This window comes from Pseudomonas sp. PA-6-3C, from assembly GCF_021605825.1.
GTDB classification, from domain to species: Bacteria; Pseudomonadota; Gammaproteobacteria; order Pseudomonadales; family Pseudomonadaceae; genus Aquipseudomonas; species Aquipseudomonas edaphica.
On sequence record NZ_WKDV01000006.1, the window covers coordinates 18041 to 39750 of the forward strand.

Below are 21710 nucleotides of genomic sequence, written 5' to 3' on the forward strand. Positions count from 1 at the left end.
TTTACTCCGCGCTTACCGTGCTGGAAAACAGCGGCAAGGTCATCAATGCACAGGTGCCACGCCCCAACCGGGAGTGCAGCTGCAATTCTCCCTGATGCGCACGCGCCACTGCCTTGACCACGGTCAGGCCGAGGCCGGTGCCGTTGGTCTTGGTGGTAAAAAACGGTTCGCCCAGGCGTTGCAGCACACGCGGCTCAATGCCACTGCCGCTGTCGCTGATACACAGGCGCAGGGTTTGCTCGCGGGTGTACAGGTGCACCTTGAGCCGCGCCCCGGGCAGACTTGCCTGGGTGGCGTTTTCGATCAGGTTGAGCAAAGCGCCGACCAGGGTGTCGCGGTTGCACAGCAACTCGCCCTGGTGGCTGTCGCACTGCCAACGCACCTGGGCGTCCTGGATATGGGTGGCCGCCGCCGCTTGCAGCGACTGCATCAACATAGCGGGCGTAACGCGGTCGGTCAGCGGCAATTCGCCGCGGGCAAACACCAGCATGTCGCGCACCTGGTGCTCCAACTCGTGCAGACGCTCTTTGAGGCGGCCAGCAAAACGTTGGTGGGTGGCGGCCGGCAATTGCTCATCAGTCAAATGACTGGCGTAGATCAGCGCCGCCGACAACGGCGTGCGGATCTGATGCGCCAAAGAAGCAACCATCCGCCCCAACGATGACAAGCGCTCATGACGCGCCAGTTGGTCTTGCAGGTGACGGGTTTCCGTCAGGTCGTTAAGCAGCACCAGTTGGCCGGGCTCGGCGTCCAGGGAACGGGTGGCGATGGACAGACGCCGGCCGTCCTTGAGGGAGATTTCGTGGCCGTCGTCTTCACGGGGGGCGAAGCAGCGGGCGATGACTTCCCGCCACAACTCGCCTTCCAGCGGCAGGCCGAGCATGTCGACGGCAGCCGGGTTGGCTTCACGCACGCGGCCCTGATCATCAATGACGATCACGCCACCGGGCAGCAGCGACAGCAGGTTTTGCAGACGGTTGGCCAGGCGCTCTTTCTCGGCCAGCTCTTGCATGCGCTGGGCACTGACCACCGCCAGCTCGCCTTTAAGCTCGGAAACCCGCGCCTCCAGCAAGCTGTAAGAGTCAGTCAGTTGGCTCGACATCTGGCTGAACTGCGAGAACGCCTGCTCAAGACCCTGCCGGGTAAGCGGCTCTGCAGACGGAACGAGCCCCGGGATAGCAGGGGCTGTAGAAAGTTGGGCGGCGTGGGGCATCATGCTCTCTCGCTTGGCTGACCGTCAGTTAAACGGAACGTTGCGAGGGCTATAGCAATACCCGTGCCGAAAAAAAACTACTGATATTTCAGTAGCTTAAAAAACAGGCGTCAATCATCCGCCTGTTCATCACCTTCTCGCCGGCTCATACCGTACTTGCGCATCTTCTCCACCAGGGTGGTTCGACGGATACGCAGGCGTTCGGCGGCACGGGCGACAATGCCGTTGGCATCGTCGAGCGCCTGCTGGATCAGGCCTTGTTCGAGGCTGCCGAGGTAGTCCTTCAAGTCCAGGCCTTCGGGCGGCAACATGGCGGTGGAGCCGAAGTCCGGCGTGTGGCCGTTGATGGCCACGCGCTCTTCGAGGTCGGTGCGCAGGCTGTCGACCAGTTGCTCGTCTTCGTCGTCGACGTAGCGGAATTTCTTCGGCAGCTCGACCACGCCGATCACACCGTAGGGGTGCATGATCGCCATGCGCTCCACCAGGTTGGCCAGCTCACGCACGTTGCCCGGCCAGCCGTGGCGGCACAGGGACATGATCGCCGCGGAGTTGAAGCGGATCGAACCGCGCTTTTCGTGCTCCATGCGCGAGATCAACTCGTTCATCAGCAACGGGATGTCTTCCACGCGCTCGCGCAGCGGGGCCATCTCGATGGGGAATACGTTGAGGCGGTAGTACAGGTCTTCGCGGAAGCTGCCGACCTCGATCATGCTTTCGAGGTTTTTGTGGGTGGCGGCAATGATGCGCACGTCGACGCTCTGGGTCTTGTTGCTGCCCACGCGCTCGAAGGTGCGCTCCTGCAACACGCGCAACAGCTTGACCTGCATCGGCAGCGGCATGTCGCCGATTTCGTCGAGGAACAAGGTGCCGCCGTTGGCTAGCTCAAAACGCCCGGCACGGCTGGTGATCGCCCCGGTAAAGGCGCCCTTCTCGTGGCCGAACAGTTCGCTTTCGAGCAGCTCTGCCGGGATCGCCCCGCAGTTGACCGGCACGAAAGGCCCGTCGCGGCGCTTGGAGTGGTAGTGCAGGTTGCGGGCGACCACTTCCTTGCCGGTGCCGGATTCGCCAAGGATCAGCACGCTGGCGTCGGTGTCAGCGACTTGCTGCATCATCTGGCGCACGTGCTGGATCGCACGGCTGGTGCCGACGAGGCTGCGGAACAGGTTGGGTTCACGGTGACGGCCGCGCTCGCGGGCCTGGTCGTACATCTCGCGATAGACCTGGGCACGGTGCAGCGAATCGAGCAATTTGCTGTAGCTGGGCGGCATTTCCAGGGTTGAAAGCACGCGGCGGCGCTGGTCTTCCGGCAGGTCCACGGAAGAAATATCGCCCATCAGCAACACCGGAAGGAACTCATCCCAGGTCGACAGTGTCTTTAACAGGCCCAAAATGGCGCCAGGAGCATTTACCGTCCCGATCAGCACACAGATAACTTCACGGCTCGACGACAAAGAGCTGACCGCCTGCTGCCAGTCATGGCTGCCGCAGGGTAAATTTTCTTCACCGAGAAAATTTAAAATCACCGCTAAATCGCGGCGGCGGACGCTATCGTCATCAATCAGCAGAATTTTGGTTTCACGCCACATGCAATAGCAACTTCCCTAGTAAAACTTCCTGCCCCAGAGTGAGGGCAATCGAGACGCCTGTAGGACTTCATACCTTACTGACGCCTGAAATCTGAAAACAGCACTAGTTAAGTCAAAAATACGAGCACAGTCAAATATATGACGCGCTGTTCGGATTAACTGAGCCAGTTCAGCCGAACAGATGGTAAACCTTTGACGCACTTTGCGCGCGGTTGATCTGCGACATCTCTTCGAAAATCGCCTGGCGCTCGCCGGTCGTCACTTCCAGCAACTGCTGATACACCGCCAGCAGGCTTTCCAGCTTTTCCCGCAGTGCATCCTCGTCCACCGGCGCTTCGCTGAGCACTTCATCGATGACGTTGCGGCAGCCCATATCCAGTTCACCAATGGCGTCCCAGTTGCGCTCCGCCAACGCGCCGATCAGCGCTTCACGGGTTTCATCAATGCGTTGCAGTGCGTGGCTCATGACGTATTCCTCAAGGCCGTTGGCCTTATTGTGCAGCACCTTGTGGCTCAGCGATGGCATCCCAGCCTTCTTTTACGGTAATCAGCAAACGGGCGACTTCGTCGATCATGTCGGCGTCGTTATGCAGGTTGGCTTCCATCAAACGGTTGGTCATGTACACATACAAGCCTTCCAATTGCTGGACGTATTCCTTGTTATCGCTTTTTTCCGCATTCAGGCCATCACGAAGGCCGATCAGGATATCGGTGGCCTTGCCCAGCATCAGGCCTTTCTGAGCGACGTCGCCACGCGCCAGCGCGCCTTTGGCTTGGGCCATACGGTCCAGGCCACCTTCCATCAGCATCTGCACCAGGCGATGCGGGCTGGCCTCAGAGATTTGGGCATGGGAATTGACCTTCTGGTATTGGCGAAGGGCTCTCATGGGATTCATGTTTCTACCTCGTGACAGGCAACAGCGAGAAGGTTTTCAGTAACCAATATGTCGACTGGGTCGCAAAAAACTTTAACCCGCCGGTCTCAGAAAGAACAAAGCCCAGGTCAACGGACCCGGGCTTTTTTTATGCGATCAATCAGCTGCTGCTGCTTTTCGAATTACTGATCGCATTGAGCGTGCCGAGAATGCTGTTGCTCTGCTGGCGCAACTGCGCCACCAGGGTATCCATGGCCGTGTACTTGCGGGTCAAGGCGTCTTGCATCGTCGTCAGACGCTCATCCAGATCGGTCTGCTGCTTGGTCAGATCTTTCAGGCTGTCGGCCAACGACGTCGTGCGTGTCGCCAGAATCCCGGTGGTGGGCTTGGCGTAGGAGTCGGTCGCGGCCGTCAAGCGTGCGAGCAGACCGGTCTTGCCGCTGAAGATACTGTTGATATCGGCGGCATTGGTCAGCACCGCCTTGTCCCACTGCTTGCTGTCGATGCTCAGCGCGCCTGTATCCTGGTCGGTGGTGACACCAAATTGCGCCAGGGACTTGATGGTACCGTTGCCGGAGAGTGAGTTGAACTCGTTACGGATCGCCGCCTGCAAGGTGCGCATGGTCGAGTCGCCGGTCAGGGTCGCGGCAATGGAGTTACCGGCAGCATCTTTGGTGACCTTGGTCTCGGCGTTCATGGCCTTGAGCAGGGCGTTATAAGTGTCGACGAAGCCCTTGACCCCGGACTTGAGCGCGGTGGTGCTGGTGGTGACCGAAATGGTCATGGCCGTACGTGGCGCGTCTTTAGTCTGATCGTTGGCCGTGACCGTAGGCGACAGCGACAGCAATTTAATGCTCACCCCACTCACCGCATCCGTGATGCTGTTGGATTTGGACTCCGCCGCAATACCATCAATGGTGTACTTGGCGTTCTGAGGCGGGCTGACTACCGTGTAGCCGGTATCAATCCCAGAGTTGCCCGACATCGTCAGGTCCGAACCAACCCCGCCATTGGTGGAGGTCAGAATAAGACGCGAACCCGTGGAGTCTGTGAGGATGTTGGCACTCAAGCCGGCGGTGCCGAACGTGGTGTTGATCGAATCACGCACCTGTTGCAGCGTCGCGCCCGCCGGCACACTCAGGTCGAAGTTCTTGCCCGACTGCGAGATGGTCAGCGTTGTCGGCGTGGTGCCGGCGTTCACGACTGTCGACTGGCCACCGACAAACGTTTTGGTCGATAGCTTCGACGGTGTGGCCAGCTGGTTGACGATCAACGAAAAGCTACCGTTCGCAGCCCCCGGGTTAGCCGTCATGGTGGCGACCTTTTCATCCGAAGACGTACCGGTCAAGCCACTGAAGCTGTTATCGGTGCCCATGCTGGTCAGCGCACCACGGAAGGCGTCCAGGGCAGCCTGGATCTTGCCGATCGACGACAGCTGGGTAGTTGCCTTTTGCGATTGGGTGTTGATCTGCGCCTGTTTCGGCGCGCGCTCGGCATCCACCAGGGACTTCACAATCGCCTGGGTATCGAAGCCCGATCCCACGCCCGTAATCGTTGTACCCGCCATCATCTTTCTCCTGTTCCGGTGGCTGCCGTTATCTTGACGAACAACACTTCAAGTCGTAGCAGCAACAAATTTCATGCCAGCTTAAGCCTTGTCGTCAAACAACACGTGGCTGGCGCTGGACAAGCTTTGCGCCAGCTTCAAGGCAGTTTCCGAGGGAATCTGGCGGATCACTTCACCGGTGTCGGTGGCAATGACCTTGACCACAACCCTGTGGGTGGAATCATCAATAGAAAAATCCAGATTACGCTGGGCCGCTTGTACGAATTCTTTAATATCAGTGACCGCTTTTTCCAGATCGCCCTTTTGGGACGCGTCTGCGGTTGGCGCGGCCGGCTCAACCTTGCTCTTGTCTTTGTCAGCAACCACAGGTGCCGCACTGCCTTGAGTGGCCAGCGGCGGATAAGACAAGTTCAACTTTACATTCATGTCCATGCCCAATCTCCTCTGATTGGAAAAGACGAAAGGGCACGTAAACGCGCCCTTCCGTCAGTTACCAAGTGCCGTGATTACTGAAGCAGCTTCAGTACAGCGGATGGCAGCTGGTTAGCCTGCGACAGGATCGCAGTGGAAGCGGACTGCAGGGTTTGCTGCTTGGTCAGTTCAGCGGCTTCGGAAGCGAAGTCGACGTCCTGGATGGTGGAGCGAGCAGCGGTGCTGTTTTTCTGGATGTTGGACAGGTTATCCACAGTGCTGGTCAGACGGTTCTGTACCGCACCCAGGCCCGAACGGGAGCTGGAGATGGTAGCGATAGCCTGGTCGATCACGGACACAGCGTTCTGGGCCTTGGTGGCGTCAGTCACGTCGGTCTGCGATACGAGGGTCTTGGTCGAAGCAGCCGAAGTAGCGGCACCGAAGACATCGGTCACACCAGCACCTTCCAAGGAGTAACCCTTCGAGGAGTTCAAGTTCACAGCGCCGGTAGCGATTAGGCCGTCGGCCAGGGCAATACCAGTGCCGTAAGCGCCGGCACCGTTTTTAGTGGCAACAGTGATCGAACCGGCAGCAGTCGAAGAGCTGAAAGTCAGGTTTTCGCCGGTGTCGGATTTAACCGACAGGGTGCCTTTGGATTGGTCAAAGTTAACGCTGATACCCAGTTTGGCCGAGTTGGACTTCAGCTGTTCTGCCAGGCTGGCGGTGTCAGTCACGCCAACGAACGTAGTGGCTTGGCCGCCAACGGTCATGGTGAACGAAGCCGGAGCGGTAGCAGCAGCGCCGCCGACCACGAACTGTGCTTCGGTGCTGGCGGTAGCGCTCAGACCACCGATAGCACCGTTCAGCTGGGCAGCAATTTGTTGAGCAGAAGCTTTAGCACCGATAGTAACGGAGGCAGTCTGGCCGTTACCGGTTACGGCGATTGGGCCACCTGCAACTCCCGTAGTGCTCGGAGCGATGCCCAGGCTGCTGATCTGCTGCGAACCGATGTTGTTGGCTGCAACGTTGTCCAGGGACAGGTTGATGGTTTCGTTAGCGTTGGCGCCAACCTGGATAGCTTTGGTACCGTACGAACCGTCCAGCAGCTTCTGGCCACCGAAAGTAGTGGTTTGAGCGATACGGGTCAGTTCCGAAGTCAGAGCCTGGTATTCGTCGTTGTTCGACTTACGGTCGTCGGTGCTCAGGGAGCCGGTAGCCGAGGACAGAGCCAGGGTACGCATTTTTTGCAGAATGTCGGTCGAAGCCTGCATTGCGCCTTCAGCGGTCTGCGCGATGGAGATACCATCGTTGGCGTTCTTTACAGCTTGACCCAGGCCGTTGATCTGGCTGGTCATGCGGTTAGCGATACCGAGGCCGGCGGCGTCGTCTTTAGCGCTGTTGATACGCAGGCCGGAAGACAGGCGCTGCATGGAAGTGGCCAGGGCGCCGCCAGCTTTGTTCAGGTTGCCCTGAGTAGTGATCGAAGCAATGTTGGTGTTTACTGTTAAAGCCATGACGAAATCCTCGTTGGATGGATACTGCGGCTTCCGGCCCTGGCAACCGCCGGGTGTGGCCTGAGAACCTACGTAATAGTTATCGTCGTGGGAGCCGGTTGCTTGAGGGTTTTTTTGAAATTTTTTACTAGCCCTATGCCATCCCTTGCATTTCAAGGGTTTACGGTAGCTCAAAACCCCGGATTCATTGGCTTTTCTGGCGCCAAATAAAAAACGCCGATGATCGGTCGATCATCGGCGTTTTTTTATGAAGCGCTCGTAGAGCGCGTTCAGGCTATTAAAGCGTCACGGGCGATAGAGAATCGCCGAGCCCCAGGACAGGCCCACACCAAAGCCACTGATCGCCACGCGCTTCCAGGTCGCGCCCATCACGTGCTTCTCCAGCAGCAGTGGAATGCTTGACGACACGGTGTTACCGGTCTCGACCATGTCCTTGATGAACTTGTCCACCGGCGCATCTTCAAAACGCCGCGCCACGGCATCGACAATCGCCGCACTGCCTTGGTGAATGCAGAACGCATCGATGTCGTCAGCCTTGAGGTCGGACTCATTGAGCAACTCGTGCAAATGCGCCGGCACCTTTAGCAAGGCAAAGTTGAATACCTGGCGGCCATTCATAAAGAACACGCCGTCGCTGACCTTCAGGTGCGGTGCGCCGGAACCATCAGTGCCGAACTTGGACTTGCCCAGCAACCATGGCGCGTCTTCGCCCATCCAGGTGGCGGTGGCGGCGTCGCCGAACAACATGGTGGTGTTGCGATCTTCTGGGTCGACGATTTTCGAATACGGGTCGGCGGTGATCAGCAGTCCGTTTTTCAGGCCAGCGGCTTCCATGAAACCCTTCATCGCGTAAATGCCGTAGACATAGCCGGAGCAGCCCAGGGAAATATCGAAGGCGGCCACATGGGTCGGCAGGCCGAGCTTGTCCTGAACGATGGCGGCGGTGTGGGGCAGACCCTCTTCGTCGCCGTTCTGGGTCACGACGATCAGCGCGTCAATCGACTCACGCTTCAAATCCGGGTTGTTGGCAAACAAAGCGTTGACCGCCTCGACACACAGATCGGAGGTTTCCTGCGCGGCTTCCTTGCGCGGCAAGAACGCCGAACCGATCTTGCCAATGATGAATTCTTCATCCTTGGCGAATTTGGCACCCTGGGCGTAGTTATCGATCCCGTCTGCCGGCACGTAACTGGCGATGCTTTTTATGCCAATCATTGTGGCTTCCCAATACTAAATAGCTGGAGAACACCCCGCGAACGGTGTCGGGGGCGCTGACAATAAAGGGGATAACCCCACAAAAATCTCGCTGAAAGCCTGCGCGCAACGACCTGGCGACGACTTATCCTTTTCACACGATACAGTGAAGATGCGCTTTATGACTCACAGGTCACTCAATTTTGTGTGCTTTGTGCAAAACCTTCAAACAATTAAGCCGCACAAACGACAACGGCCCAGCCTGTTTCCAGGCTGGGCCGCTGCGTATTCGCGATGAATTTACATGCGGCTGAACAGGGTCAACTGGGAAATTTTCACGAAAGCCAGCTGCGACGCCTGCAGCATGGTTTGCTGCAACGTCAGGTTGATCGCCGCCTCACCCATGTCGATGTTGGCCAGATCACTCATGGTGCTGGTATTGGCCAAGCCAATACTGGTGTTTTCACCGGCCTGGATATCCAGGGCATTCTGCCGCGCACCGATGGAGCCGCGCACGTTATCGAGCTGGGTACGTGAATTGGCCAGGTTGCTGATCGATGCATCCAGGACATCCTTGAGCTTGATCGCCGCCGCCGGATTGTTGTCGGCAGGTTGCTCCAGTGCCTGACGCAACTGGCTGAGGGTATCCAGCGCGTTCTGGGTTTTCTTGGTACTGGCACCGACTGAGAACTGATCACCCGCCTGCGGTGGCCCGGCATTCACATCAAACGTCACCCCAGCCGCCGTGACCGTTGTACCGCCGCCGGTATCACCGGTGGCAATGGCCTTGCTGTCGGCCGAGTAAGGCTGGGCGTACACCTCGTAGGCGGTGGCGCTGGTGAACTTGATAACCGCGCCACTGTTGGCCGGGAACGTGCTGGCGTAGTCCGCCTGATTGGACACACGGGCACCGGTCAATTGTGCGGTGGAGGCATTGCTTGGCGTGCGCGAGACACTGAAGGTATCCGGCTTGGCTTCCAGGCTGAACGAACGATCCTTGACCAGTGCATCAGAGTTGGCGCCGGGCGCGACATCGCCCAGGTTCAACGTGATGTCGAACTTCACACCGCGCAACGCAACGCTGGTACTGCCTTCCTTGGTGGCATCGAACGTGCCGTTGCCCGGAATCTCGGACGTCACGTCGTTGCCGTCCTTGTCGGCCACTTTGTATTGCGTGCTGCTGGTAAAGGTCAGCTTGTAAGGCTGGCCATCGGCGAATTTCTTGGTGTAGTCGATGCCCGAAGTGACCAACCCGGCCGACAGCGCGACCTTGTTATCGTTGACCGTAGGCGGCACCGTCTGCGGCACCGGTGGCAGCCACGTGGCCTGGGTACGCCCAGAGTTTGCTGCGCCTTCCAGAATGGTCTTGCCGGTATCACCAGCACTGACATTCAGTGTATTGGAAACCTGCAGGCTCAGCGGCGTTTCATCGCCCTGATAGCTGTAGGTGCCATCGCTGTTACGCGAATACGGCGGGGTCTGGGACTTGGAGCCGGAGAACATATAGTTGCCGGACGAGTCTTTGCTGTTGAGCAGCCCCAGTACCTGATTTTCAATCGCGCCGATCTCGCTGGCGATAGACCGGCGATCAGCGTCGCTGATCGAACCACCGGCACGCAAGGCCAACTGGCTGGCGCGCTGCATGGCATCGTCGATCGAACTCAGTACGCTTTCTTCGTTGGTCAGGGAGTTCTTCAGGCTGGTGACGTTGCCGCTGAACTGGCCCAGCATGTCTTTTTGCTGTTGCAGCAACAACAAACGCGCCGCCGCTACCGGATCATCCGCGGCGGTTTGCACACGCACACCGGAGCTGGCCTGCTCCTGGGCCTTGACCACACTGGAGTAGTTATCTGAATACTTGGTGGAGCTGGTTTCAAAATATTGAGCAGTAGAAATACGCATCGTCCCAGGCTCCCTTAAAGACTATTGATCAATGTGCTGAAGGTTTCTTGCGCAGCCTTGATGATCTGCGACGACGCGGTGTAGTACTGCTGGAACTTGATCATGTTGCCCGCCTCTTCATCCAGGTTCACCTGGGACACTGAGTTGCGTGCGTCCTGGTTGGCCTTGAGCAACGCACCGGTAGCCGTGGTGTCGGTAATCGCCGACGCCGCCTTGGCCCCCACGGTCGATACCAGTCGGCTGTTGGCCGCCACCAGGCTCACACCGCCGCCGCTGCCGTCCGACAGACCGACTGTGGCTTTGGTCTGCAAGTCCAGCAGCGCTTGAGCATTGCGGTTGTCCGACTTGCCCGAAGCGTTGAAAGAGAACGTGGTGCTGTCGCCATCGGCCGGCAAGCCGCCCACGGTCGTATCAAACTTGAAGCTCTTGGCTGGCGATACCAACGCGCCGTTGGCATCACGCATCGGTACGTTGATGGTGATTTTGTTGCTTTGACCCGGAACGATAGTGCCGCTGCCGATCGGATTTCCCTGAGAATCGTTGAGCGTGTAGGCCTGCGTGCCATCAGCAGCCGGCTTGCCGAATACCATTTTCACCGGCATCGAATGTTCAATCCCGGTACGCAGTTGAGCGGTGTCCGCACCACCGTGAATGTCGATAGGCAAGGTCAGAGTCGGTGGCGTAAAGGTGCCGGTACCTTGATTGGTCTTGCTGCCCTCGCCCAGCAACGGCCCGGCGAATGCAATTTTATTGGCATCCGTCAGGTCTGTGCCGATATTGGTAGCGCCGTTGGCGGTCGGGCTGACTTTGAAACTGTCGCCAGCGCCCACCGGCCCTTTGCCGTCCAAGGCCAGGGTGAACCCGTCAATGACCGGCGGCGGCGTGGTAGTGGTGTCGAATGCGCCCATGGCTTTACCGTCGGAACGCATCACGGTGTAGTTACTGCCACTGGTGAAGGTGACTTTATAGTCGTATGTCGACAGCTTGCTGCTGTCTTTGATGCTCACATTCAGGTTGCCGGAACCGACGCTGTTGCCCGCCGCACCTTGGCTGCGTTGCGCAATGGCCGCCGCGCTGTTGATGTCCTTAAACAGCGACGTGCCGAAGTCACCGTTCAAATCCAGGCCCTGGCCCAATTGACTGTTGACGGTATCGGCAGTGGCAATCGCAATACGCCCCAGGTCGTTGATGGCGGGCATCAACGCATCGCTACGATAACGCAGCAAGCCGCCAATGCTTCCGCCGCTGAGCACATTACCCAGGTCAATCGCCGTACCGCCGCCAGCGTTGAGCTGGATGGTGTACTGGCTCGGGTCGCTGGCGCTCGGCACCGCAGAAATGGTGTTGGACTGATCACCCAGCACCAGCGACTGGCCGGTGCCGGTGCTGACGCTGAACACGCCGTTCTTCTCGCTGGCAGTGACGCCCACCAATTCATTGAGCGAGCGCACGGCTTCATTACGAGCGTCCAGCAGGTTGGCCGGGGCACTGTTGCTTGACCCCTGGACCTGAGTGATCTGCTTGTTGAGCGAAGCAATCGAGGCAGTCAATTGGTTGACCTGATCACTCATAGTGCTCAACTGGCCGTTGATCGACTCTTTTTGCTGGTTCAACTGGTTGGAGATCGAGTTGAAACGGTTGCTCAGCGTCTGGGCGCTGGTCAACAGCACTTGTCGGGCAGACACGTCGCTCGGGTTGGCCGACGAGGTCTGTACTGCGGCGAAAAACGCACTCAGCACCGAGGACATGCCGGTGGTCTTGTCCGACAGGGTCTTATCAATCGCACTCGCCTGGCTTGAGTAGGCCTTAGCATCGTTATTGAGCGACGTGCTGTTTTGATAGGCCTGATCAAGGAACTCGTTGTAGACCCGGCGCACATCCGCCAGGGTCGTGCCGCTACCGATGAATACGCCGCCATACGGGTTGTTGGCGTTGGCGTTCTGGGTGGTCTGCTGGCGCGAGTATCCCGGGGTATTGACGTTGGCAATGTTGTTACTCAAGACCGACAACGAGCCTTGAGCGGCATTGAGTCCTGACATCCCGATACTGAGCAAACTCATGGTTCAGACCTTATAAATGTGTGGTTGCGCCAGCGGCAGCGAAATTCTGGTAACTGTTCATCGTTTTGGCGATCTGCGAAATCTTGCTGGCGTAGTCCGGGTCGGTTGCATATCCGGCTTTTTGCAACTCGCGTACAAACTGTTCCGGGTTGTCGGCTGATTTCACAACTTCTTTATAGCGATCATTGCTTTGCAGCAATGTCACGAGGTCGTGGAAGCTGTCCTGGTAGGAGTTGTAGGAGCGAAATTGCGCCGTTTCCTTGACCATCGACCCATCACGAAACTCGCTGGTGATTGCACGCGCCTGGCCGCCCTGCCAGCTCTGCCCGGCCTTGATGCCGAACAGATTGTGGCTGCTGCTGCCGTCCTCGGCGCGCATCACCGATTTACCCCAGCCGGTTTCCAGCGCGGCCTGGGCCACCAGGTACTTGGGATCCACGCCGATGCGCGCGGCGGCCGCCTTGGCCATCGGCAGCATGGTGGCGACAAATTCATCCTGCGAGCTGAAGGCTTTTTTCGCCGGCGCCAGCGGTGGCTGGGCAATCGCTCGGCCATAGACCTGCATGCGCCCGCTCGGCACGGCAAAGTTGCGCGCGGTGCTGTTGACCACGTTATCGGTGGCGGCGCTGTTACGCAGTGGCGCACTCGCGGCCTGCGTGGCGGGCTGAGTGCTCGGCACGATGCCGGCCAGCAGGCGGTCGGTCAGCTTGCTCGGCAACGCCATGCGGCGCTGGTTCATCAGTTCCATGTCGTTGGTGTGCGCACTGGCGCCTTGCGGCTCTGCAACGCGGTAAGCCCACAACGGCCGCTGGCCATTGGAGCGCCCCAACGGGCCATTAGCCTGGGTGCCGGCGCCGATTTCAGTCGGCACATCAACCTTCTTGGCCTTGACCGGCTCGGCCGCCGCCGGGCCTTGCAAGGTCGAGGACTGCGCCTCGACCGGCTTGTTCTTCTGCATCTGGCGCATCAGCACGTCAGCCAAACCGATACCACCGCCTTCGCGGGACATCGAGACCGCCAACTGCTGGTCGTACATTTCCTGATACTGCTTGGCAGCCGGGGTGTTCAGCGGGTTGTCCTTGCCCAGCGCCTCGGTGGCCGAACGCATGGACTTGAGCATCTCGCTCAGGAACAGCGACTCGAACTCCTGCGCCACTTTGCGCATGTTGCCTTCGCTGTTCTTGTCGGCGCCGACCTTGAGCTGGTTCAGCCGGTTGAGGTCGGAGTAAGACCCCGAATCCGCCGTGCTGGTGAACCCGCTTTTGTGCATATCCATGGCCATGGCCTTAGATCACGATCAGGTCGGCTTGCAAGGCGCCGGCCTGTTTCAAAGCTTCGAGAATCGCCATCAAGTCGCCGGGCGCTGCGCCCACCTGGTTCACCGCGCGGACAATCTCATCCAGGGTGGTTCCGGGGCCGAACTTGAACATCGGCTTGGCTTCTTGCTGGGCATTGACCCGCGAGCGCGGTACCACTGCCGTCTGGCCATTGGACAGCGGCCCAGGCTGGCTGACGATCGGGTCTTCGGTGATGGTCACGGTCAGGCTGCCGTGGGTGACCGCCGCTGGCGACACCTTGACGTTCTGGCCGATCACGATGGTGCCGGTGCGCGAATTGATGATGACTTTGGCCACCGCCTGGCCCGGGTCGACTTCAAGGTTTTCCAGGATCGACAGGTAGTCGACACGCTGGCTTGGGTCGAGCGGCGCCGTCACACGGATCGAGCCGCCGTCGATGGCTTGTGCTACGCCAGGGCCGAGCATGTCGTTGATCTTGTCGACCACACGCTTGGCGGTGGTGAAGTCCGAACGGTTGAGGTTCAGGGTCAGGCTGTTGCCCTGGTTGAAACCGCTGGGCACGGTGCGTTCAACCGTGGCGCCGCCAGGAATGCGGCCGGCGGATGGCACGTTCACAGTGATTTTCGAGCCGTCACGGCCCTCGGCGTCAAAACCGCCGACCACCAGGTTGCCCTGGGCAATGGCGTAGACGTTGCCGTCGATACCTTTGAGCGGCGTCATCAGCAAGGTGCCGCCGCGCAGGCTTTTCGAGTTACCGATGGAGGACACGGTGATATCCACCACCTGGCCCGGCTTGGAGAACGCCGGCAAGTCGGCACTGATCGACACGGCCGCGACGTTCTTGAGCTGCACGTTGCCCGACCCAGGCGGCACCTTGATGCCGAACTGCGAGAGCATGTTGTTGAAGGTCTGCAGGGTGAACGGCGTCTGGGTGGTCTGGTCACCCGTACCGTTAAGCCCCACCACCAGCCCGTAGCCGATCAATTGGTTGGAGCGCACGCCGGAAATACTGGCGATGTCTTTCAACCGCTCGGCGTGTGCTCCTGCGCTCAAGGCCAGCAATAACGCGGCAGCCATCAGCTGTTTGAGGTTCAAAATGGCCACCTAGAAAGGGAACAGCGGGCTAAGGAAGAAACGGTCGAACCAGCCCGGCTGACTCGCATCAGCAAACGAACCCGTACCCGAGTAGGTAATGCGTGCATCGGCAATGCGCGTGGACGGCACGGTGTTGTCGGTGGAAATATCATCGGCACGCACCATGCCCGCGATACGCACCAGCTCGTCGCCGGTGTTGAGGGTCATCCACTTTTCACCGCGTACGGCGATGATGCCGTTGGGCAATACATCCGCCACCGTTACGGTGATCGAACCGGTCAGGCTGTTGCCCTGCCCCGCCGCGCTCTTGCCATTGGTGGCACGGTCGCCGCTGTAACCGGCGTTGAGGCTCAGGTCGCCATCGCCCAAAGGGTTATTGGTGGTCAGGCCGCCACCAAACAGCGAGGTCAGGCCGATGCCGGTCTTGCTGGTCTTGCCGATCTGCGAGTTGGCATTCTTGCTGGCCTGGGTCTTCTCGTTCAACGTGATAGTGATGATGTCACCCACACGGAAGGCCTTGCGGTCGCTGTACAGGTTCTGTTCGAAACCGGCCTGGTAAATCGAGCCATTGTTGGCCGCCGCCGGCAACGGCGTGCGCGGCAACACCGGCGCGTAGTACGGGTCATTGGGTTTTGGCGTCGGGGCGACACAGCCCGCGAGCACGGCGATCCCACTCAATGCCAGAACAGAAACATAGCGATTCATGACCCTTACCTCACGGTGTTGCAGGCGCCGCAATAGGCGCCCCATAGACTTGATTACAGATTCTGCGTTACGAACGAAAGCATCTGGTCGGCGGTGGAAATCACCTTGGAGTTCATCTCGTAGGCGCGTTGGGTGGTGATCATGTTGACCATCTCCTCAACCGTGCTGACGTTGGAGGTTTCCAGGGTTTGCTGCAGGGTGGTACCGAAGCCGTTGAGACCTGGCGTGCCGATTTGCGGCGCGCCGCTGGAGGCGGTTTCCAGGAACAGGTTGTTACCCATGGCCTGCAGGCCGGCCGGGTTGATGAAGTCGGCGGTTTGCAGGTTGCCGATCACTTGCGACGCCGGGTTGCCGGCCACGGTGATAGACACGGTGCCGTCGGTGCCGACGGTAAAGGTCTTGGCATCGGCTGGAACCACCACAGCCGGCTCCAGCGCGAAGCCGTTGGCGGTGACGATCTGGCCGTTGGAGTCCAGGTGAAAAGTACCGTCACGGGTGTAGGAAGTAGTGCCATCCGGCTGCAGGATCTGGAAGAAACCCCGGCCGTTGATGGCCATGTCCAGCGGCTGGTTGGTTTGCTGCAGGTTACCGGCGCTGAAGTTCTTCTGGGTGCCGACGATCTGCACACCGGTACCCAGTTGCAGGCCCGACGGCAGTTCGCTGTCCTGGGTCGACTGGGCGCCTGGCTGGCGCTTGATCTGATAAAGCAAGTCCTGGAACTCGGCGCGATCACGTTTGAAACCCGTGGTCGACACGTTCGCCAAGTTGTTGGAGATGGTGGTCAGGTTGGTGTCCTGCGCGGCCAAACCTGTTTTGGCAACCCATAGAGCCGGAAGCATAGTGTTCTCCTTCGTGCGCCTGTTTGTTGGCGCTGTGCTGCAAAATTAGTCTTCAGTAAACCGGCAATCAGCTCATCGACAGAACGCGGGTCATGGCCTGGTCGTCTTCTTTAGCGCTGTTCATCATCTTGATGTGCAACTCGAACTGCTTGGAGAGCGACAGCACGGCGGTCATTTCTTCCACCGCATTGACGTTGCTCGCCTGCAGGAAACCCGAGGTCAGCCGCACGTTCGCGTCGGCCTGGGCCGGTTTGCCATCCTTGGTATGGATGGCGCCATCCAGGCCCTTGGTCATGTTCTTGAGGTCGGGCTGGACCAGCTTGATGCGGTCCACTTCAGCCATCACGCGCGGGCCTTCGCCCATGGCGCGGATGCTGATGGTGCCGTCGGCGCCCACTTCGATTTTCTGCTCGGGCGGCACGGCAATCGGGCCACCGTTGCCCATCACCGGCATGCCGTTGCCGGCACGCAACACGCCCAACGCATCCACATTCATGCTGGCGCTGCGCACGTAGGCTTCGCCGCCATCCGGGGTTTGCACGGCCATCCAGCCGTCACCGCTGACCGCCACATCGAGGTCGCGACCGGTTTCAATCATGGCGCCCTGGGAGAAGTCGGTGCCCGGCCGTTCGGTCATGGCAAATGCCCGCGCCGGAAAGCTGTCACCGAACACCGGCATCGAACGCGCCTGCTCCAGGTCCCGTTGGAAACCGTTGGTGGAAATGTTCGCCAGATTGTTGGCATGGGCCTTTTGCGCCAGTGCATTCTGGCTGGCGCCGGTCATTGCCACATAAAGGTACTTGTCCACGCTCTATCCTCTTTCTGACGGACGCTTGCCGCCCACCGTTGCTCTGATGAGGCTTAAGCAATTTGCGAACCAACTTTTGAAAATAGATTGAAGTCCATGTACGGCGGGGGTTTGCGGGCAGGCTTAGAGATTAGGTGGCAGGGATAGAGTCGAAAAAACGGCGGACTACTGCCGCCTGCGGCAAGCACCGGTCTTAAGGACGACAAAGATCAACTGTGGGAGCTGGCTTGCCTGCGATAGCGGTGTATCAGCGACACATGAGCCAACTGACCCACCGTCATCGCAGGCAAGCCAGCTCCCACAGGTTTAACCGCGTTCATTCTTCAGAATTTCGTAATCACGCAACTTATTCGCGATCGTGGTGTGCGACACGCCTAGGCGCTTACCCAACTGCCGACTGCTCGGGTGCTCGGCGTACAAAGCCTCCAGCACCGCCTTTTCAAACCGCCCAACGATGTTCTCCAACCCGCCTTCCAGGGAAAAATCCCCAAGGGGCTGGCGCACCCCATAATCCGGCAGGCGAATATGCTCAGCCTTGACCATGCCGCCGTCGCACAACGACACCGCCTGAAACAACACGTTTTCCAACTGCCGCACATTGCCCGGCCAATGGTAGTGACTGAGCCGGTCCATCGCCGCCGTCGCCAGCTTGGGCAGCGGGCAACCAATCTGTCGGCTGGCCTGGTCAAGAAAGTGCTCAACCAGCGGCGCCAAGCCATCCAGGCATTCACGCAGCGGCGGGATATGCAGCGACAGCACGTTGAGCCGGTGATACAGGTCCTGACGGAATTCGCCACGGGCGCAGAGTTCCGACAGGTCCACCTGGGTGGCACAGATCACCCGCACATCGAGGTACACCTCTTCATCACTGCCCACCCGGCGAAAGCAGCCGTCCTGCAAAAAGCGCAGCAATTTCACCTGCAAGCGTGCGCTCATTTCCCCCACGCCATCGAGAAACAACGTACCGCCCGCCGTCAGCTCCAGCAGGCCCAACTTGCCCTCGGCCCGCGCCCCTTCAAATGCGCCGGGGCCGTAGCCGAACAGCTCGGTCTCGGCCATCGACTCCGGCAGGCCCGCGCAATTGAGCGCCATCAAGGGCGATTGCCCGCGCGGACTGGCCAAGTGGCAAGCGCGTGCCAGCAACTCTTTGCCGGTGCCGGTTTCGCCTTCTATTAATAGCGGCGCATCCAGCGGCGCCATGCGCCGGGCTTCGCGCACCACCGCGGCCATGACCCTGGAGCTTTGGAAAATACTGTCGAAGCCGCGCAGCTCTTGCTTGCGCACATTGTAGATACGCTCGCCCACACGGTCGGCACGGTGCAGGGTCAGCACGGCACCGGCCATGGCCTCGCTGTCGTCGTGTTCGGAAGACTGCAGCGGCGCGATGTCCGCCAAAAACACGTCACCCTTGACCTTGACCCGCAAGCCGTTGATGCGCGATTTGCTCGCACGCACCAACTCCGGCAGGTCGAAATCCTCGGCATAACGCGACAGCGGAATGCCCGGCACCTCGTCCACCCGCACCCCGAGCAACTGCGCCGCCGCGCGGTTGGCGGCGACGATGGAGCCGCCCATATCAATCGACAACACCGGAAACTCCAGAGCGCCGAGCAGCGCATTGAGCTCCATATGCCGACGTTCGCTGGGCATCAGCCCTACCCTTTTAACGCCAAATACCCCGGCAATTGCTTCGAATTGCGGGCGCAGCGCCTGGAACTGCATGTTCACAAGGTTGGGGCAAAACAGGTAAATGGCGTTGCCATGTTCACCGCCTACCTCGCCTTTGGCGACGTTGACGCCGTATTCCACCAGCAGGTTGAGAATGTCCCGCAGGATGCCGATACGGTTCTGGCAGTGCACTTTAATACGCATGAAAAAGCCCAAATGGTGGGAAAGCGCCGGGGCTTTTTGCCGCTGGGCGCAGATAGTCGTCAAGATTATGTGACAGCTTGTGACCTTTTCCCAGCCCAAGACAACGAGAGGCCGGCATACCGTAACGAAAACTTTACGAATGACGGTAACTTTTCCTACGCGCAAGCACCGAAGCCCGATGGAATCCGTCGCCTTCCGCGTTATCAATAGGCTCATCGCAGGACATAACAAGAACGAATGCCTAGCAGGAGAGCCGTATGAAGCAGACGCACTACGTGGCCCGCGAGCCCGATGCGCAAGGTTTTATCCACTACCCGCCGGAAGAACACGCGGTGTGGAACACCCTGATCACGCGCCAATTGAAAGTGATCGAAGGACGCGCCTGCCAGGAATACCTGGACGGCATCGACAAGCTCGGCCTGCCCCTGGACCGCATCCCGCAACTGGGTGAGATCAACAAGGTGTTGGCCGAAACCACCGGCTGGCAAGTTGCCCGCGTCCCCGCACTGATCCCCTTCCAGACCTTCTTTGAATTGCTCGCCAGCAAGCAATTTCCGGTGGCGACCTTTATTCGCACCCGCGAAGAACTGGACTACCTGCAAGAGCCGGATATTTTCCACGAGATCTTTGGCCACTGCCCGCTGCTGACCAACCCATGGTTTGCCGAGTTCACCCACACTTACGGCAAGCTCGGCCTCGCGGCCACCAAAGAGCAACGCGTGTACCTGGCGCGCCTGTACTGGATGACCATCGAATTCGGTTTGGTGGACACGCCGCAAGGTCGACGCATCTACGGTGGCGGCATCTTGTCGTCGCCTAAAGAAAGCGTGTATTGCCTGTCGGATGAACCCGAACACCAGGCCTTCGACCCGCTGGAAGCAATGCGTACGCCGTATCGCATCGACATCCTGCAACCGCTGTACTTCGTACTGCCCGAGCTTAAGCGCCTGTTTGAAGTGGCGCAGGAAGACATCATGGGCATGGTCGAGCGCGGTATGCAGTTGGGTCTGCATGCGCCGCTCTTCACCCCAAAGGCAGTGCCGCCCAAACCCGAAGCTGCTTGAACCTTACATTTTGAGGCCAGGTGAATCTGTTCCCTGGCCGCGCGTTGCTTTAGGGTAACGCCCACTGATCTCAATCTTTCGAATTCAGGACACCCCCATGACCACCTTGAACCAAGCCCACTGCGAAGCCTGCCGCGCCGACGCCCCACAAGTCAGCGACGAAGAGCTGCCGGTACTGATCAAGCAGATTCCCGACTGGAACATCGAAGTACGCGACGGCGTGATGCAGCTGGAAAAGGTTTTCCTGTTCAAGAACTTCAAATTCGCCCTGGCCTTTACCAACGCCATGGGTGAAATCTCCGAAGCCGAAGGCCATCACCCGGGCCTGCTCACCGAGTGGGGCAAAGTCACCGTGACCTGGTGGAGCCACTCGATCAAAGGCCTGCACCGCAACGACTTCATCATGGCTGCGCGCACCGACGAAGTGGCCAAGGACGCCGAGGGCCGCAAGTAATGCATTTTGATGCCATTGGCCGCGTGCCCGGGGACCCGATCCTCGGGCTGATGGACCTGTATGCTCAGGACGCCAACCCGAACAAGTTCGACCTGGGCGTGGGTGTGTATAAGGACGACCAGGGCCTGACGCCGATTCCGCACTCGGTAAAACTGGCCGAACAGCGCCTGGTGGACACGCAAACCACCAAGACCTATATCGGCGGCCATGGCAATGCGGCCTTCGGTTCGCTGATCAGTGAGCTGGTGCTGGGCGCCGATTCAGCGCTGATTCGCGAACGTCGCGCCGGTGCTACGCAAACCCCTGGCGGCACCGGCGCGCTACGCCTGAGTGCCGACTTTATCGCGCAAAACCTGCCCGGCCGCGGCGTGTGGCTGAGCAACCCGACCTGGCCGATCCACGAAACCATCTTCGCCAAGGCCGGGCTCAAGGTCAGCCATTACCCGTATGTGGGCGCGGATAACCGCCTGGACGTGGCCGCGATGCTCGCAACGCTGGCCACCGTGCCCACAGGCGACGTGGTGTTGTTGCATGCCTGCTGCCATAACCCGACCGGTTTTGACTTGTCCCAGGACGACTGGCGCCAGGTGTTGCACATCGTGCGCGAACGGCAATTGCTGCCATTGATCGACTTCGCCTACCAGGGCTTTGGCGACGGCCTGGAGCAGGACGCCTGGGCGGTACGGTTGTTTGCCGCCGAGCTGCCGGAAGTGCTGGTCACCAGTTCCTGCTCGAAGAACTTCGGCCTGTACAGCGACCGTGTCGGCGCGCTGATCGTGTGCGCGGCAGACGCCGAGAAGCTCACGGACGTGCGCAGCCAACTGGCGAATATCGCGCGCAACCTGTGGTCGACGCCGCCGGATCATGGCGCCGCAGTGGTAGCGACCATCCTGGGCGACGCCGAGCTGAAAAAGCGCTGGAGCGATGAAGTCGAGGCCATGCGTTCACGCATTGCCCAGCTGCGCTCCGGGCTGGTGGAGGCGCTGGCGCCCCACGGGCTGGCCGAGAAGTTTGCGCATATTGGTGCGCAGCGCGGGATGTTTTCCTATACCGGTTTGAGTGCTGAGCAGGTCAAGCAACTGCGCGAGAAGCACAGCGTGTATATGGTCAGTTCGGGGCGGGCGAATGTGGCGGGTATTGACGCGACACGCCTGGCATTACTGGCCGAGGCCATCGCCGACGTCTCGAAGTAACTGAAGAAATCCAATCAAATTGTGGGAGCTGGCTTGCCTGCGATTACGGTGTGTCAGTCA

19 protein-coding genes are annotated in these 21710 nt (G+C 59.5%); 3 read left to right on the forward strand and 16 right to left on the reverse strand.

The window, feature by feature from the left end; translation table 11 throughout:
- Nucleotide 1: 1 nt before the first annotated feature.
- The 16 genes from GIW48_RS06065 to GIW48_RS06140 all read right to left on the reverse strand — a co-directional run bounded on the left by GIW48_RS06065 (nt 2) and on the right by GIW48_RS06140 (nt 18939).
- Complete coding sequence (locus GIW48_RS06065; protein ID WP_176991503.1) at nt 2–1213, reverse strand: sensor histidine kinase; 1212 nt, start codon at nt 1211–1213, stop codon at nt 2–4.
- A gap of 110 nt (nt 1214–1323) precedes the next feature.
- The gene (locus tag GIW48_RS06070; protein ID WP_017134934.1) at nt 1324–2799 is read right to left on the reverse strand and encodes a sigma-54 dependent transcriptional regulator; all 1476 of its coding nucleotides are present in this window, start codon (nt 2797–2799) and stop codon (nt 1324–1326) included.
- 169 nt (nt 2800–2968) lie between these two features.
- Nucleotides 2969–3265 carry a flagellar protein FliT gene (gene fliT, locus GIW48_RS06075; RefSeq protein ID WP_170040633.1) on the reverse strand — a complete coding sequence of 99 codons (297 nt, stop codon included), beginning with the start codon at nt 3263–3265 and terminating at the stop codon, nt 2969–2971.
- Between the two features lie 25 nt (nt 3266–3290).
- On the reverse strand, nt 3291–3695 hold the full coding sequence (fliS, locus tag GIW48_RS06080; protein WP_138452693.1) for a flagellar export chaperone FliS: 405 nt from the start codon (nt 3693–3695) through the stop codon (nt 3291–3293).
- A 139-nt stretch (nt 3696–3834) separates the two neighbouring features.
- Entirely contained in the window at nt 3835–5241 is a 1407-nt protein-coding gene (gene fliD / locus GIW48_RS06085) for a flagellar filament capping protein FliD (RefSeq protein ID WP_170040632.1), read from the reverse strand.
- Between the two features lie 81 nt (nt 5242–5322).
- Nucleotides 5323–5673: a flagellar protein FlaG gene (locus tag GIW48_RS06090; RefSeq protein ID WP_170040631.1), complete on the reverse strand. Its 351-nt coding sequence runs from the start codon at nt 5671–5673 to the stop codon at nt 5323–5325.
- Between the two features lie 74 nt (nt 5674–5747).
- Nucleotides 5748–7166, reverse strand: a complete 1419-nt coding sequence (locus tag GIW48_RS06095; RefSeq protein WP_170040630.1) for a flagellin N-terminal helical domain-containing protein — start codon at nt 7164–7166, stop codon at nt 5748–5750.
- Nucleotides 7167–7451: 285 nt separating this feature from the next.
- Nucleotides 7452–8381 (reverse strand): ketoacyl-ACP synthase III, encoded by a 930-nt coding sequence (locus GIW48_RS06100; RefSeq protein ID WP_170040629.1) that lies wholly within the window; start codon nt 8379–8381, stop codon nt 7452–7454.
- Between the two features lie 279 nt (nt 8382–8660).
- Nucleotides 8661–10262: a flagellar hook-associated protein 3 gene (locus GIW48_RS06105; RefSeq protein ID WP_170040628.1), complete on the reverse strand. Its 1602-nt coding sequence runs from the start codon at nt 10260–10262 to the stop codon at nt 8661–8663.
- Nucleotides 10263–10276: 14 nt separating this feature from the next.
- Nucleotides 10277–12322, reverse strand: coding sequence for a flagellar hook-associated protein FlgK (gene flgK, locus GIW48_RS06110; RefSeq protein ID WP_236460380.1), 2046 nt, complete (start codon nt 12320–12322; stop codon nt 10277–10279).
- Between the two features lie 10 nt (nt 12323–12332).
- Nucleotides 12333–13604 carry a flagellar assembly peptidoglycan hydrolase FlgJ gene (gene flgJ / locus GIW48_RS06115; RefSeq protein WP_236460379.1) on the reverse strand — a complete coding sequence of 424 codons (1272 nt, stop codon included), beginning with the start codon at nt 13602–13604 and terminating at the stop codon, nt 12333–12335.
- A gap of 4 nt (nt 13605–13608) precedes the next feature.
- Nucleotides 13609–14697 (reverse strand): flagellar basal body P-ring protein FlgI, encoded by a 1089-nt coding sequence (locus tag GIW48_RS06120; RefSeq protein WP_225933067.1) that lies wholly within the window; start codon nt 14695–14697, stop codon nt 13609–13611.
- Between the two features lie 27 nt (nt 14698–14724).
- Nucleotides 14725–15420 carry a flagellar basal body L-ring protein FlgH gene (gene flgH / locus GIW48_RS06125; protein ID WP_017134923.1) on the reverse strand — a complete coding sequence of 232 codons (696 nt, stop codon included), beginning with the start codon at nt 15418–15420 and terminating at the stop codon, nt 14725–14727.
- Nucleotides 15421–15473: 53 nt separating this feature from the next.
- The gene (gene flgG, locus GIW48_RS06130) at nt 15474–16259 is read right to left on the reverse strand and encodes a flagellar basal-body rod protein FlgG (protein WP_056859743.1); all 786 of its coding nucleotides are present in this window, start codon (nt 16257–16259) and stop codon (nt 15474–15476) included.
- 67 nt (nt 16260–16326) lie between these two features.
- Nucleotides 16327–17067: a flagellar basal body rod protein FlgF gene (locus GIW48_RS06135; RefSeq protein ID WP_017134921.1), complete on the reverse strand. Its 741-nt coding sequence runs from the start codon at nt 17065–17067 to the stop codon at nt 16327–16329.
- Between the two features lie 306 nt (nt 17068–17373).
- Entirely contained in the window at nt 17374–18939 is a 1566-nt protein-coding gene (locus tag GIW48_RS06140) for a sigma-54-dependent transcriptional regulator (protein WP_138450660.1), read from the reverse strand.
- 257 nt (nt 18940–19196) lie between these two features.
- Here GIW48_RS06140 and phhA point away from each other — a divergent pair, with 257 nt between their 5' ends.
- The 3 genes from phhA (at nt 19197) to GIW48_RS06155 (ending at nt 21650) form a co-directional block, all read left to right on the forward strand.
- Nucleotides 19197–20003, forward strand: a complete 807-nt coding sequence (gene phhA, locus GIW48_RS06145; protein WP_017134919.1) for a phenylalanine 4-monooxygenase — start codon at nt 19197–19199, stop codon at nt 20001–20003.
- A gap of 97 nt (nt 20004–20100) precedes the next feature.
- Nucleotides 20101–20457 (forward strand): 4a-hydroxytetrahydrobiopterin dehydratase, encoded by a 357-nt coding sequence (locus GIW48_RS06150; protein WP_017134918.1) that lies wholly within the window; start codon nt 20101–20103, stop codon nt 20455–20457.
- On the forward strand, nt 20457–21650 hold the full coding sequence (locus GIW48_RS06155) for an amino acid aminotransferase (protein WP_236460378.1): 1194 nt from the start codon (nt 20457–20459) through the stop codon (nt 21648–21650). Before GIW48_RS06150 ends, GIW48_RS06155 begins: the two co-directional genes overlap by 1 nt.
- Nucleotides 21651–21710 lie beyond the last annotated feature (60 nt).

Excerpts from the sequence above, each read along its gene's own strand:
- GIW48_RS06065 (WP_176991503.1), bottom strand. The coding sequence starts at position 1,213 with ATGCCCCACGCCGCCCAACTTTCTACAGCCCCTGCTATCCCGGGGCTC.
- GIW48_RS06070 (WP_017134934.1), bottom strand. The coding sequence starts at position 2,799 with ATGTGGCGTGAAACCAAAATTCTGCTGATTGATGACGATAGCGTCCGC.
- fliT (WP_170040633.1), bottom strand. The coding sequence starts at position 3,265 with ATGAGCCACGCACTGCAACGCATTGATGAAACCCGTGAAGCGCTGATC.
- fliS (WP_138452693.1), bottom strand. The coding sequence starts at position 3,695 with ATGAATCCCATGAGAGCCCTTCGCCAATACCAGAAGGTCAATTCCCAT.
- fliD (WP_170040632.1), bottom strand. The coding sequence starts at position 5,241 with ATGGCGGGTACAACGATTACGGGCGTGGGATCGGGCTTCGATACCCAG.
- GIW48_RS06090 (WP_170040631.1), bottom strand. The coding sequence starts at position 5,673 with ATGGACATGAATGTAAAGTTGAACTTGTCTTATCCGCCGCTGGCCACT.
- GIW48_RS06095 (WP_170040630.1), bottom strand. The coding sequence starts at position 7,166 with ATGGCTTTAACAGTAAACACCAACATTGCTTCGATCACTACTCAGGGC.
- GIW48_RS06100 (WP_170040629.1), bottom strand. The coding sequence starts at position 8,381 with ATGATTGGCATAAAAAGCATCGCCAGTTACGTGCCGGCAGACGGGATC.
- GIW48_RS06105 (WP_170040628.1), bottom strand. The coding sequence starts at position 10,262 with ATGCGTATTTCTACTGCTCAATATTTTGAAACCAGCTCCACCAAGTAT.
- flgK (WP_236460380.1), bottom strand. The coding sequence starts at position 12,322 with ATGAGTTTGCTCAGTATCGGGATGTCAGGACTCAATGCCGCTCAAGGC.
- flgJ (WP_236460379.1), bottom strand. The coding sequence starts at position 13,604 with ATGGCCATGGATATGCACAAAAGCGGGTTCACCAGCACGGCGGATTCG.
- GIW48_RS06120 (WP_225933067.1), bottom strand. The coding sequence starts at position 14,697 with ATGGCTGCCGCGTTATTGCTGGCCTTGAGCGCAGGAGCACACGCCGAG.
- flgH (WP_017134923.1), bottom strand. The coding sequence starts at position 15,420 with ATGAATCGCTATGTTTCTGTTCTGGCATTGAGTGGGATCGCCGTGCTC.
- flgG (WP_056859743.1), bottom strand. The coding sequence starts at position 16,259 with ATGCTTCCGGCTCTATGGGTTGCCAAAACAGGTTTGGCCGCGCAGGAC.
- GIW48_RS06140 (WP_138450660.1), bottom strand. The coding sequence starts at position 18,939 with ATGCGTATTAAAGTGCACTGCCAGAACCGTATCGGCATCCTGCGGGAC.
- phhA (WP_017134919.1), top strand. The coding sequence starts at position 19,197 with ATGAAGCAGACGCACTACGTGGCCCGCGAGCCCGATGCGCAAGGTTTT.
- GIW48_RS06150 (WP_017134918.1), top strand. The coding sequence starts at position 20,101 with ATGACCACCTTGAACCAAGCCCACTGCGAAGCCTGCCGCGCCGACGCC.
- GIW48_RS06155 (WP_236460378.1), top strand. The coding sequence starts at position 20,457 with ATGCATTTTGATGCCATTGGCCGCGTGCCCGGGGACCCGATCCTCGGG.